At 64.9% G+C, this 13,796-nt stretch carries 8 protein-coding genes; 6 read left to right on the top strand and 2 right to left on the bottom strand.

The genetic code is table 11. The annotated features are described in order from the left end of the window. Positions 1 to 31: 31 nt before the first annotated feature. The 6 genes from AC07OH_RS13000 (at position 32) to AC07OH_RS12975 (ending at position 5,998) form a co-directional block, all read left to right on the top strand. The gene (locus AC07OH_RS13000; RefSeq protein ID WP_495300924.1) at positions 32 to 1,366 is read left to right on the top strand and encodes a TolC family outer membrane protein; all 1,335 of its coding nucleotides are present in this window, start codon (positions 32 to 34) and stop codon (positions 1,364 to 1,366) included. Beyond that, positions 1,363 to 3,555: a type I secretion system permease/ATPase gene (locus AC07OH_RS12995; RefSeq protein ID WP_495300923.1), complete on the top strand. Its 2,193-nt coding sequence runs from the start codon at positions 1,363 to 1,365 to the stop codon at positions 3,553 to 3,555. The genes AC07OH_RS13000 and AC07OH_RS12995 overlap by 4 nt, the downstream gene beginning before the upstream one ends. Further along, positions 3,552 to 4,799 (top strand): beta-barrel domain-containing protein, encoded by a 1,248-nt coding sequence (locus AC07OH_RS12990; RefSeq protein WP_159276032.1) that lies wholly within the window; start codon positions 3,552 to 3,554, stop codon positions 4,797 to 4,799. The genes AC07OH_RS12995 and AC07OH_RS12990 overlap by 4 nt, the downstream gene beginning before the upstream one ends. 66 nt (positions 4,800 to 4,865) lie before the next feature. Continuing rightward, entirely contained in the window at positions 4,866 to 5,309 is a 444-nt protein-coding gene (gene bamE / locus AC07OH_RS12985; protein WP_062479197.1) for an outer membrane protein assembly factor BamE domain-containing protein, read from the top strand. Positions 5,310 to 5,332: 23 nt separating this feature from the next. Beyond that, positions 5,333 to 5,722: a hypothetical protein gene (locus AC07OH_RS12980; protein ID WP_307693486.1), complete on the top strand. Its 390-nt coding sequence runs from the start codon at positions 5,333 to 5,335 to the stop codon at positions 5,720 to 5,722. Positions 5,723 to 5,827: 105 nt separating this feature from the next. Continuing rightward, entirely contained in the window at positions 5,828 to 5,998 is a 171-nt protein-coding gene (locus AC07OH_RS12975; protein ID WP_495300922.1) for a hypothetical protein, read from the top strand. A gap of 1,021 nt (positions 5,999 to 7,019) precedes the next feature. Here the strand turns inward: AC07OH_RS12975 and AC07OH_RS12970 are convergent. Together AC07OH_RS12970 and AC07OH_RS12965 are read right to left on the bottom strand one after the other, a co-directional pair. Next, complete coding sequence (locus AC07OH_RS12970; RefSeq protein ID WP_495300921.1) at positions 7,020 to 12,182, bottom strand: hypothetical protein; 5,163 nt, start codon at positions 12,180 to 12,182, stop codon at positions 7,020 to 7,022. A 270-nt stretch (positions 12,183 to 12,452) separates the two neighbouring features. Beyond that, positions 12,453 to 13,784 (bottom strand): sulfatase family protein, encoded by a 1,332-nt coding sequence (locus tag AC07OH_RS12965; protein ID WP_159270971.1) that lies wholly within the window; start codon positions 13,782 to 13,784, stop codon positions 12,453 to 12,455. Between the last annotated feature and the right edge of the window lie 12 nt (positions 13,785 to 13,796).

The following is a 13,796-nucleotide window of genomic DNA, read 5'->3' as shown; positions in this document are numbered from 1 at the left end:
TCGGCACCTGGTGGTCTGCACGTCTTCACGCATGCTTGCTTCCCGTCATCTTTCGTCTGCTGCCGCGGGCCTTTTCTTCCTGTTCGCCGGATCGGCGGCGCTTGCGCAAGCGAGCACCGCCGCCCCGCTGGGCATGGCCGAGGCCGTGCGCCTGGCCGCCACCTCGCACCCGACCGTGCGCAACGCCGTCGGCCAGGCGCTGCAGGCGGGCGAGGGCATTGCAGCCGCGCGCTCGGGCTACTACCCGCAGGTCAGCGCCGGCGTCAGCGCGCGCACGGGCAACCGCCAGCTCCAGGCCGACGGTCGCCGTCAGGTGCACCAGGCCTCGCTGTCGGTGACCCAGCTGCTGTACGACTTCGGCAAGGTGTCGAGTGCCGTGAGCGAGGCCGAAGCCTCGGCCACGGCCGCGCGCGCCAAGCTGCTCGTGGCGGTCGACGACGTGGTGCGCGACACCGCACAGGCATGGATCGAAGTGCATCGCCAGCAGGCGCTCGGCGAGATCGCGCAGGCCCAGGTGAAGGGCGTGCAGTCGCTGGCCGGTCTCGTGGGCGAACGCCAGGCCAAGGGCGCCACCAGCCAGTCCGACGTGGCGCAGGCGCAGTCGCGCCTGGAGGCCGCGCGCGCCCAGCAACTCAACACCGCGTCGCAGGCCGAGCGCTGGCGCCTCAACCTCATGCACCTGACCCAGGGCCGCGCACCGGCCGACATCGCCGGCGAAGCGCCCGCGCCGCTCGCGAGCGCCTGCGCCGCGCTGCCGCAGGCGGCCTTGCCCGCGCCGACCGTGCAGATGGCGCAGGCCGAGCGCGACATGGCGCAAGCCGCGCTGCGCGGTGCCGATGCGCAGCTGCTGCCCACGCTGTCGCTCAACGCCGCCGTCAACCGGGGGCTCGAATCGGGCGCGCGGCCTGCCGGCCAGTCCGCCAACGAAAGCACGTTCACCGTCAACTTCACCGCGCCGCTGTACGAAGGCGGGCGCAGCCAGGCCCGCCAGCGCGCCGCCGCGCACGCCGTCGAGGCGGCCGAGGCCGCGCTGGGCTATGCCGAACTCAGCGTGCGCCAGCGCCTCGAAGACGCGCGCGTGCAGTCGCAAGGCCACGCGCTGCGCCTGCCCGTGCTCGCCGCGCGCGTGCACAGCACGCAGCGCACGCGCGACCTGTACCGCGAGCAGTACCTGCAGCTGGGCACGCGCTCGCTGCTCGACCTGCTCAATGCCGAGCAGGAGTTCCACGGCGCGCGCTTCGAGCAGGCCGAGAGCGCGCACGAAGTGCAGCGGCTCGCGGTCGAGTGCCTGTACCAGTCGGGCCGCCTGCGCGAGGCCTTCGGGCTGGTCGATGCGGGCGAGCTCGTCGCCGGAGGCCAGCCATGACCGCCACCACGATGCCCGAGCTTTCTGCCGCGCGCGGCCCCGAGCTGCTCGCCGGCTGGGTCGATGCCGTGCTGGCCGTGGCCGCCCACTACCACCTCGACACCTCGCGCGAGCGCATCCGCGGCGCTGCCGCATGGAGCGACCACGAAGACATCGGCGAGCGCGTGCGCCAGATGGCCCGCCAGGCCGGGCTCACCGTGCGCCAGGTCGCGCCGCGCCTGGACACCCTGAGCCCCTGGCGCCTGCCCGTGGTGCTGCAACTGCGCGACGGGCAGGCGGCCGTGGTCACCGCCATCTCGGCGCAGGGCCTGCGCGTGATGCTCGGTGGCGACCAGGGCGCGGAAACCGTCTGCACCGTGGACGAGCTGCAACCCGCGCTCGAAGCCATGGCCGTGCTGCGGCCCGCGCAATCGGCGCCCGACTCGCGCGTCGACGCCTACATCCGCCCGGTGGAGCCGCACTGGCTGCGCCAGATCGTGCTGGCCGACTGGCGGCCCTACGCGCACATCCTCGTCGCGTCGCTGGCCTACAACCTCATGGCGCTGGCCGGCACGCTGTTCTCGATGCAGGTGTACGACCGCGTCGTGCCCGCGCAGTCGCTGCCCACGCTGCATGTGCTGTTCGGCGGCGTGCTGCTGTCGATCGCGTTCAGTTGGGTCATGCGCGGCGCGCGCATGCGCATCACCGACGTGGTGGGCAAGCGCGCCGACCTGCGCATTTCGGACCGCGTGTTCGGTCACGCGCTGCGCGTGCGCGGCTCGGCGCGCCCGCGTGCCACCGGCACCTTCATCTCGCAGCTGCGCGAGCTGGAGCCCGTGCGCGAAATGCTCACGTCGACCACCGTGGCGGCCGTGGCCGACCTGCCGTTCTTCTTCGTGTTCTGCGTGCTCTTCTGGTTCATTGCCGGCTGGCTCGTGCTCGTGCCGCTGGCCGCGTGCGTGCTGCTGATCGTGCCCAGCCTGCTGGCGCAACCGCGCCTGCGCGCGCTGGCCCAGACGGGCATGCGCGAATCGTCGCTGCGCAACGCCATGCTGGTCGAGGCCGTGCAGGGCATCGACGACATCAAGGGGCTGCAGGCCGAGCCGCGCTTCCAGAACCAGTGGAACCACTACAACGCCGTCAACGCCGACTCCGGCCTGCAACTGCGCGCGCTGCTCAACACCCTGAGCAACTGGACGCAGACCGTGCAGGGCGCCGCCTTCGCCTTCGTCGTGTTCTTCGGCGCGCCGCTCGTCATGGACGGCCACATGAGCACCGGCGTGCTCGTGGCCGCATCGATCTTGTCGACCCGCATGCTCGCGCCGCTGGCCGGCGTGACGCAGGTGCTCAACCGCTGGCAGCAGGCCAAGGTGGCCGGCGAGGCGCTCGACCAGCTCATGAAGCTCCCGGTCGACCACCCGCCCCACGAGACCCGCGTGCACCGGCCCGCCGTGCAGGGCGACTACACGCTGCGCGACGCCGTCTTCAGCCACGACGGCCAGACCACCGCGCTGCACGTGAAGGCGCTGCACATCGGCGCCGGCGAACGCATTGCCGTGCTCGGGCGCAACGGCGCGGGCAAGTCGACCTTGCTGCAGGCGCTCTCGGGCCTCATCGAACCGCGCGCGGGCAGCGTGCTGCTCGACGGCGTGTCGATGGCCCACATCGACCCCGCCGACGTGCGCCGCGACGTCGGCCTGCTCGCGCAAGACGCGCGCCTGTTCCACGGCACCCTGCGCGAGAACCTGCAGATGGGCACGCCCCACGCCACCGACGCCGAACTGGTGGCGGCCCTGCAGGCCACCGGCGCCTGGGCCTTCGTGCGCCGCCTGCCCACCGGGCTGGACCATCCGCTGCTCGAAGGCGGGCGCGGCCTCTCGGGCGGACAGCGCCAGAGCCTGCTGCTCGCGCGGCTGATGCTGCGCCGCCCCGGCGTGCTGCTGCTCGACGAGCCCACCGCTTCGCTCGATGAAGTGGCCGAGCGCGAAGTGATCGAACAGCTGCGCGCGCTGCCCGCCGGCCGCACGCTGGTGCTGGCCACGCACCGCCCGGCCGTGCTCGAGGCGGTCGACCGCATCCTCGTGGTGGACGGCGGCACCGTCGTGCTCGACGGCCCGCGCGAGCAGGTGATGGCGCGGCTGCGCCAGGGCGCGGTCGCCTCGCGCGAGGCGATGGCTTCCGCAGGCCGCAGCAAGGAGGGGCAGGCATGAACGCCGTGACATTGACCAAGGCGCAGGTGCAGGCCGCCGCGCAGGCACCGGTCGTATCCACCGCCACCGTGTGGGGCCCCGGCGGCGCCGACGACTTCGACGAAGCCCGCGCCAGCGGCTCCGCGCGCGTCGTGTGGTTCGTCGCGCTCTTTCTGCTCGCCTTCTTCGTGTGGGCCTGGGTCTTCGAGATCGACGAGGTGTCCAGCGGCATGGGCAAGGTGATTCCCAGCTCGCGCGAGCAGCGCATCCAGTCGCTCGAAGGCGGCATCCTGGCCGAGCTGCGCGTGCACGAAGGCCAGATCGTCGAGAAGGGCCAGGTGCTCGCGCAGCTCGACCCGACGCGCGGCGAATCGAACGTGGAAGAAACCGCCGCGCGCTACCGCGCCGCCCTGGCGAGCAGCGTGCGCCTGCGCGCCGAGGTGCAAGGGCAGGGCAGCCTGCAGTTCCCCGCCGAGCTGAAGGCCTACGCCCAACTGGTCGATTCCGAAAGCGCGCTCTTCCGCTCGCGCCAGGGCAGCCTGCGCGACACCGTGTCCGGCCTGGGCCAGGCGCTCGCGCTCGTGCGCAAGGAGCTCGACATCACGCGCTCGCTGCAGGTGAGCGGCGCGGCCAGCAACGTCGAACTCATCCGCCTGCAACGCCAGGCCGCCGACCTCGAGCTGAAGATCGCCGAGGCGCGCGCCAACTACATGGTGCGCAGCCGCGAAGAGCTGGCCAAGGCCGATGCCGAGGTGAAGTCTTTGTCGTCCGTGGTGCGCGGGCGCGCCGACTCGCTCGAGCGGCTCACCCTGAACTCGCCCGTGCGCGGCATCGTCAAGAGCCTGCAGGTCACCACCATCGGCGGCGTCGTGCCGCCCAACGGGTCGCTGCTGACCCTCGTGCCGCTGGACGACCAGCTGCTGGTCGAGGCGCGCATCTCGCCGCGCGACATCGCCTTCATGCGGCCCGGGCAGGAGGCGCAGATCAAGATCACCGCCTACGACTACGCCGTGTACGGCGGCCTCAAGGGCCGCGTGGTGACCATCGCGCCCGACACCCAGCGCGACGAGGTCAAGCCCGAGATCGTGTACTACCCCGTGCTCGTGCGCACCGACTCCGACGCACTCACCGACAAGGCCGGCCGCCGCATGCCCATCGTGCCCGGCATGGTGACCACCGCCGACATCCGCACCGGCCGCAAGACCGTGTGGGACTACCTGACCAAGCCGCTGAACAAGGCGCGCGAAGCCATGCGCGAGCGCTGACCCGCGCGCGCTCATTTCTCCCCGCAAACCCATCCGACACCCATCCGACCCAAGAGGACGCTAGCCATGAAAACCACCCCGCACGCATCCCCCGCCGCTGCCGCCTTCGTGCTCGCCGCCGCGCTGCTCGGCGCCGCCGCTCCTGCGGTGGCCCGCGACAACCCCGTGGACCCCGTGAGCAACCCCGACAAGCTGGACTACCGCGACGTCGAGGCGCGCCGCCCCGACTTCAAGGAACCCTTTCTGCGCGACGGCGTCGTGTCGCGGCCCGAGCGCTTTCGCGAGATCAAGCCCGGCCTCAACCAGGCCCAGGTGCTCGCCGTGCTCGGGCAGGCCCTGAAGCAGCAGCGCGGCGCGCTCGGCACCGAGTGGGACTACCACTTCAAGTTCCAGATGCCCCAGTCGGCCAACTACCTCGTGTGCCAGTACAAGGTCGTGTTCGACGACAGCCAGGCCGTGCGCAGCGCCGTGTGGCGCCGCCGCCAATGCCTGGACCTGCTGCCGCGCTGAGCCGCAACGCCGGCCCGCAGCCCATGCCTCGCGATTCCACGCGCGCCCCCCGTCCCTACGAGGCCTTCGTGTACGGCAACTCCGCCGACGAGCCCACGCGGCTGGCCGAGCGTTGCCTGGAGGTGATCGAGGGCACGCTGAAAAGCGTCGACCGCGTTGTGGCCTGCCTGCGTGCGGCCGAGCTGGAACACGGCATCGGCATCGCGGCCATGACGCGCGCACAGATCGCCGACGCCGCCGAGTGGCACCGCGCCAAGCTGCAGGGCCTGCTGGCCGTGAAGCTGCAGCTCACCAACCGCGGCGGCGACATTCATCTGGTGGACGACCTGCACCTGGTCGTGCGGCTCAAGTCGCGCCTCACCGCGCCCGGCGGCTTTCTGCCGGAGCTGTACCACCTCATGCCCCATGGCTGAGGTGGACGACGCGGCCCTCGCGGTGGACGCGGTCCGCGGCGTGGGGCCTTGTCTTCTTCTGGTGTTGAACGACGACGCCCGCACGGCCGCCCCGGGAGGCGCGCCGTGATCCGCCGCACCAAGCGCTTTCGCAAGAACCTCTACCGGTTGAGCGACGTGGCGCTGTGGCTGCTCCTTGCGCTCTTCCTTGCGCTGGCGGCCGACGCGCTGCCGGCGCGAGGCGTCAGCCAGGACCACCGCGACAGCGAAGCCGAGCGCGCCACGCACGCGCACTAGCGGCCGGCCCCCGCACAGGGTCTTGCTTCGCTCCGCCTCCGGTGAAGCAGAAAAACCGGGGCACCTCAGATATCTCGTCGATTCGAGAAATCGTCGACGAATTCTTTTCTCTTGCGCGGCTTCGCTTCTCTACAGTGAATGCCCCCGCGACAAGACGGCCCGCTGTAGCGGCCGACGAACCCGTGAAAGGAAACGCCTTCTCCCCATGCATCCATTGATCGATTGACGAGCGAATGAACCGCCTTGCCTCACGGCGGGTGTCGATGCCTCTTTGTGAAGCGGCGACACGAATGTGAGGCACAAAAGGCGACGGCCAGGGTGCGTGAACACCCTGACCGTCTGACCAAACGACGTGCCAACCTTTCAGAAAGAGCACACCAAATGGCTGAGCAAATTATCGCTGGGCGTTCAACGCCCAAATCTTCCCGCCGCACACGCGGCGCGGCCTCCGTCACTCCCACAGGCGAAGACGCCAGAGACCTCCTCGAAATCAAACTGGCCCAGCTGAACTCCCTGCTGTGGTGCTGCTACGGCGACGGCAACGGGTGGTTCGAGGAAGCCGGAGAGAAACACCGGGATCACATGCTGTGGATTGCGGCGGATCTGGCTAGGGAGGCGGAGAGGTTGTTGGGGGAGAGTGGGAGGGGGTAGGGGGCTGTTGCTCGCCGCTGTGTCTTTGTGGCCGGCGGCGGTTCATTTTCTTATCTCCAGCAATATGGCAAAGGGCTGGTGTCGTCGGCTCCCCGATCAGGATTTGACCGCTTTGCAGAGGTTGCGGTCGGTGGCCCTCAGAGATAGAGCTTGCGGTCTCAGCTTCAAACCGGTCATTCAGGCGAAAGTATCGTCGCCGCACCGATGACAGGTTCTAGATGTGTACCTGAAATCGGCGGCGCGCCGAAGTGCGGTTGCTTCGTGAACGTCCGCTGTGTTGAGGCGCGAACTGGTGCTGTCGCTCCATCGCAGTACTTTGGATTGCCGCGAGGCAACACAGGAGCACGTCGCATCCGAGCCTCATTCCGAGCTAAGCAAGCTTGACTCGCCGGAAGACCTCGCTCGTCTGAATCGCAGCAGCACGTCTGTCACCCATATCGACGAGGCTATCGAGCGCTCGCAATAATTTTCGTGCGATGGGTTCGGGAAGCTCTACGCCTCGCTCCGAGAAACGCTGGATGAGACTCGCGACCCGCGGCGGCACGAGCGCGCTATTCCAGCCAGTCGGCGCGGCTGTGCCATGCAGAACCAGCTCCAGGTGCTCAACAAAAGATTCAATCGGGTAGTGTTCGAGCGCGCGCTCGCACAAGGTTGCCCAGATCGCAGCCAATGTTGCATCGCTTCCATGCGCGCGAAGAAGAGGAACGACCAGATCAAGAACCTGACCCAGTTCTTGCCAGTTACCGTTGGCGAACCGCGCGGTTCTAGGAAGGTCTCCCCACTTAATAAAAAACACGGATCGAAGGATTCTTTCAAGTTCGTTATTTCTCATTCCTTCATCGCGCCAAGAACTTCTTTTCCATGCGGAATGGCTCGTAACTCTGGGCAGTAAGGCAGCAAGCAACTCGAGGACTTTTGCGGGGAGAACCGGTGCATCCACAATGTTTTCCACCAAAGGCGATGCGAATGGATCAGCAAACGAAACGAAGGTCTCGTCGTCCAAGGAAAGAATCGGATTCACGAAGCGCCGAAGGGCCTCGGTCGGCTCCAACCGGGCACTGACCAGGGCGAGGAAAGAAAATAGCGTGATGCGCCACTCATACAACTCGGTGGGCTTTTCATCACGAGTTCTCTTTCCGGGGCGGTCTCGAGTCGAAGGTGGATTGAACCGATCGATAGTCCATCGCTCAAGGCCTTCGAGCCAATCCAGAACAAATCGGAACCGGTGTTCGTCATTCACCACGGCTTCCAAGGGTATCGCGGCTATCACTCGCGACAGATGACGCCAGTCGAGATCGCGCTCGGCCGGCCGCCATTTCGCAGGTTGGCCGCCTTCCTCAGCGACGTCTGAGCCGCTTGGCTCGACCTGATCCCATGCATCGGGGACCGCCGGCAGTGCAACTGGAGGCGCGTCGATCTCAGCGATTTCATCCAAGGCCCAACGCACGCTCGCATTGATGCGATCTTGCTCGTGCCGAAGGCGATCCTTCTTGACCACCATGTACTGCGAGCGTTCAAGGATCGACAGGGATATCCCAAGTCGAAGTCCCAGCCATGCAGCATCGGGCGCAGCATCCCAGAGTCCGATTAGACCCTGCATCGCTACCCCTTCGATCTGAGTATATGGGTGGCTAAATAGCTGCAGCAGCGCCTCTAGCGCGTCATGACGAGCGCGATCCGCTCGCAAAATGCCGGCGAGCCCTTGGGTTGCGAACAACACCGGATGAAATACCAACTGTGAGTCTCGGTACGTGTAATTGCTCCCCACTTCCGCAGTCCGCCAAGCGCGAAAGCACACATTCGAGGCCCACTCGCGCGTGTCTGCATCGATGGGAGTTGGAAGCGAAAGAATGACCGCTGCGACGCCTGCGACCAGCGACTGTCGCGAGTGCTCAGAGCTGATGTGGTCGTACCCTTGGCTGAACAGATCGGCCGCGTCTAGCTGTCTAGCCGTATTGAGTGCATTTACAAACTCCACTTCATCATCTATGACGCCTGCCTCCAAGGTCTTCTCTGCCCATTGATTCACTCTCATGTGCAAGACCATGGTGGCCTGACGCTCGTTGATGGCATCGATGTCCGGACCGACTGCCTTTGGGTTGTTCAGGGAGATCAGCGCTCCCTTGCCATCGTCCGTTGTCTTCGCCTCGTAGTTCTCGGCTTTTCCGACCTCAGCCCAGATTTCAGCCGTTCTTCGCAGACTTGATATGAGACTTGCATTCTTCGTTTCGTCGACGTAGTCGAAAGGAAGGGCATGCGGAAAATCCGCGATCTCCTTCGAGGCCTGTTGTGCGAATTCCCCACCCTGCAGAACGGCCAAAGAGGCGAGCCATCGCAACTCGAGCTTTCGCGCGCGCCTCTTGCCTGTCTCATGCGCTGCCTGTGTGTGCCTTTCATCAGCCGAATTGAAACTTCCGGCACCTAGTAGGAAACCGTTTTCGGAGACCATCCTCTTGATGTCCCACTTCCAAAGTCGCTGGTTAGTAATTAGCGGCAAAGTTGTCGCGGACACATGGTTCTTCTCGAGAGCGATGGAAACCGCAATGCCTAGGACAGCGACGGAGTGATGACCATCCAGCACCAGGGCAATAACCTCGTCAACTGAAGTGCCTGCATCTACGTGCTCGAACGCCCAAGACTCGAGCGCCATCAACGCGGAGTCCGCTAAGTAGGAGCCATGAGCGCCCCTAAACCATTGATAGACTTGCCCATCGCCCCAAAACTCTTGCTCTCCCCAGGGAAAGATCAGCTTCAGAGACAGTGGTTTTCGGGGGCCTTGTCGATCGAATTCGCAGAGCTGTCGCCAAGCTTCGATAGCGCGATTCGCCAACGATCTCACTAAGCGCCGTCCTTCATCAGGGGCGGCCTTAAAGACTGACGGAAATGGCTCGCGAGATGGGGCTGCCGGCAAGTAGGCTTGATGGTCATCAAGGCCCAGGTCGTGCCAGGCTTGGGTGTCCGGACCGCTGTAAAACTCGTGTCGCTTCTCTTCCTTCGGCAGGTCGTTTTTCGTGGTCACAATGACGAAGTCGACGAGTTCCTTAGGGCACGATGCACCTAGCCTCGGGCTAAACGTCAAGATGCCCTCGAAAGCCCCTTGTGGAAGATGCTCCAGCGCCAGTAGATGGCTCATGTAGGCCTTCGCTACCTCTGGATAGGCCGGGGAAGCAATCAATATCAACGATCGAAGCCGCTCGGATAGCGAAGATGGTGGTCCTGGTGCCTTCGTTAGATCCGCTTCGCCTCGAAGTCGTCGCCAGTCCTCTTCTCCCGCATCAATCTGAACAGTCCACTTGGCGACGATGTCGACAATGCTCTTCGAGACCTTATTCCTGACGTCCCGCCCCAGGTTCTGCCACACCTCGAATACTGTCAAGACGTTGCCCCAGTACTTGGGGTCAATGCTCTCAACGCATGTCAAGAGCCAGTTGCAGAGTCTTCGCCAAGTGTCGACGTCTGACGGCCACGCCATGGCATCGGCGTATCGGAGGCGCTGTTCCGGACTCAACTGTGGAAACTGAGCCGCATCGAGAACGTTCGGATTGGCCTTGCTTTTCTCTGCCTGGAACCAGACAGAGAGCTTCGAGACGCGCCTGCCGCCTTCGACTAGCATGGCTGCCTCGTAGGTAGCCTGAACTGAGGTGAACTGAGGTAGGCCCAGTGGCCCTGTCATCCACGCACGGAGCCACTGAGTTCGAGCCCCACTGACCTCCTCGAGCCGCTCAAGTTGCTTCGCCCAATCATCCCCGTCCTTGATCTCGGATTGCGAGAGCAGTTCGACGACTCGGCCAAGTGCTGGCGGCTCCCCTGCTTCCTGAACCGTAGTCAGCCAATCCTCACCGTTTGAGATGAGGAGCTGCAAGAACGCCCATTCAAAAAAGATGTCGTGCGCAAATCGCCAGGTCTGGCCAGCTCGCAATGGCCGTACCACCCCATCTATTTGCAGCTCATGCAGTGCCCGAGCATCAACATCTAGGGCAGGGATCTTGCGCCCCAATGCAAATGCACCTTTGCGAGCGAGTTGCACCAGTGCCTGTCGCCTGCGACCGGCCGCCGCGGCTTCTGCACTGTACCCACCGCGTTCCCACCAAGCGCTTGCTAGCTCGATTTCAGACATCGGCACACTATCGCCATCGGTGTGCCCAGCGCTTAGGACGGCGGCGAAGAACGGCCGCCTGACGATGGCTCGCACGTCGGGTGACCCGAAAAGCATCGGGCGTAGCGAGGGGCGGGCATTCGCCAAGGCTTCGGATTCTTCCTCGCTAAACTCGCCGACGGAGAGAGTGGCTGCACCCTTCCTAAGTAGTTCTGGAGGTAGCCAAGTTCTCAACGGCTCAATGCCGTTGTCCCGCAACGCGGCCACGATCTTCCAGCCCTTGAGTAGTGGTGACTGAAGGATGACCTTCAGAAGATCGGTGACGATGCCTCGATTTTCGATTTCAATTCGATCTAGCCCGTCGACGAAAAGCGTCGGAACCCCCACCGCCTCGATTTCAACAAGCAGTTCCTCGATGGAGGACGGTGCAATCCCGTTCGCGGCGAGGTACTGCGTCCAAGTTCCTCCCGCAAGGCGATCGGCTTTCAAGAAAAGCGTCGTCCCTTGGGTGGTCGCCCGTTCTACTAGCGCTCGAAGGACTGCTGATTTGCCGGTGCCGGGCATACCGGTAAGTTGAACGAACAGATGTGCGCCAATCGCCGTAGTCGCTTCAGCCACCAGATGCGCACGTGCGACCCCAAAGCCATCTACTTGGTTGCCGATTTCGGCCACTCCACGGACAGACTCCTCCCGAATAAACGCGAGCGTGCTCTGTAGAACTGCTGAGCCAGAGAGTCTGAACGACCCATTGAGCCTGCTAACGAGCGTCTTGCGATCAAATACGCCCGCTCCACCCTCACTCGCCCTGACGAGGGTGAGAAGTCGTTGCCAGAGGTCATCGGCTCGTGCGCGGTCCTGCGGTTGCAATACGTTTGCCAGCGATGCGACGGCGTTAGCTTGGGTCGCAGAGCCCTCATGGAGCATGTCCACTCGCATCAGTACGAAGTGAGCGAGAAGCTTGTGCGTTGCTGCATCAAGGTCAGATATTTCGGCGATGCCAGATAGGATGTTCTTGACCGCGGCGTACTGACCAGTTTTCGCCCCTCCGACTCCCTCCGTGTTCAATTTGGTCACAAGACTGGCAGGGACTGGATCCATCCGCGCCCACTCGCAGAGCGTCTCGAAGTCACGTCTGGCGCCTTCGGCAATCTCGTCCGAGATAGCGCCGACGCGGTCTATCGTGGCTTGAAAACCATTCGAGACCACAGTGGCATACGCACGGATGATTGTTTCGCGGAAGTCCGAGTTCGTCCTGGCATCGCTGATTCGCAGACTGCGCTTGACCTGGAGACTCAAGCGCATGACGACGCTATCCTGCCCCTCCGCTTCAACGATCACATCGTCAAGGGGCTGGCCCACTGCCCCCTGTTGAATCGATACCTTCTTGACTATGCGGCCGGGCACCCCTTGAGCTGTCGCCTCGGCCAACAACGCCACGACGTAGGACGCTGCGACTCCGTCTTCGTAGGTGAATCCAGCGCCCCCAGTGAGTTCGGGGCTTGCCGCGGATGGCAGTAGTTCTCCCAACGGCTTGGGTTCGTCGGGCTTCTGTGCAGGAGAGGGCGTAGGAGCGGCGGAAGTCATCCTGGGAGGATAGCGCCGCTCGGTGAGTCCCTACCCTGGAACCGCTTGCGTCGACACCCGGCCACACCAAGAGTATTCCGAGGTGCTACGGCGCGCACCCGATAGATTTCCTGCACTCGCGCCTCACCTCTGCGGCATATCCTTAACCGAATACCCAAGGCTCACAGTCGCATCCTCCGGAATCCCAGGCATCGTCGCATTCCAAGCCTGCCACTGCGCCCGCATCGCCTCCAGCCGCTGCGGCTCCTTCTTCCCCAGGTTCGCGCGTTCGCGCTCATCGGCCGGAATGTTGAACAGGTACTCGTTGCCGTCGACCTTCAGGTACTTCCAGTCGCCGTCGCGCATCGCTTCTTGGCCGCGGTGGTTCATGCGCCAGTGCAGGGGGCGGCGGAAGGTGTGGGTGGCGTCTTTCAGCACGGGCATGAGCGACACGCCGTCGAGCGGGTACGCCGCGTCGGCCTTCACGCCGGCGGCGTCGAGCATGGTGGCCGACCAGTCCATGGTCATGCACAGCTGGGTGCTCTCGCCGCCCTTGGCGATCACCTTCGGCCAGTGCGCAATCCATGGCACGCGGATGCCGCCTTCGGTCAGGTCCATCTTGCCGCCGACGAGCGGCCAGTTGTCCGAGAAGCGCTCGCCGCCGTTGTCGCTGGTGAAAACGACGAGCGTGTTGTCGGCCATGCCGTGCTTTTCGAGCGCGGCCATGATCCAGCCGATGCCCTCGTCCATGTGATGGATCATGCGGCGGTACACATGGATGTTGCCGCCCGACAGGTCGAACAAGTTGTCCTTCACGAGCGGGGCCTTGTCAGCGTCGTCGCGGGTTTCCCACGGCCAGTGGGGGGCGGTGTAGTGCAGGCTCAGGAAGAAGGGCGCCTCTTGCGTGGCCATGCGTTCGACGTAGTCGACGGCGCGCTTCGACAGCACATCGGTCAGGTAGCCCTCGTCGTCCTTGTGCTCTTCTTCGCCGTACCAGAGGTCGTGGCGGCCGGCCGAGTCGCAGTGGGTGAAGTAGTCGACACCGCCCGACATGGGGCCGAAGAATTCTTCATATCCCGAGCGCAACGGGCCGAAGCTGGGCGGGTAGCCCAGGTGCCACTTGCCGATGAGCGCGGTCTTGTAGCCGCTGTCTTTCAGCAGCGACGGCAGGGTGGGGTGCTCGGTGGGCAGGCCCAGCGTGGTGCTGCCGCGGCTTCGGCTGTTGATGGGCTCTTCGGCCGCGCCGCGCAGGCGGTACTGATACCGCGCGGTGATCATCGCGAAGCGCGTGGGCGAGCACACAGGCGAGTTCGAGTAGCCCTGCGTGAGCTTCAGACCGTTGGCGGCCAGGCCGTCGAGCACGGGCGACACGCGGCCAAAAGGCGCCTCACGGCCGCCGTAGCAGCCGAGGTCGGCATAGCCGAGGTCGTCGGCCACGATGAAGATGATGTTGGGGCGGGTGCTGCGTGTCGTCATAGGTCGGAAGGT

It is taken from the genome of Variovorax sp. GW821-FHT10C12, from assembly GCF_059415405.1.
Note: the sequence above shows the minus strand (reverse complement) of the source record. Positions and strands in the feature narration are given on the sequence as shown.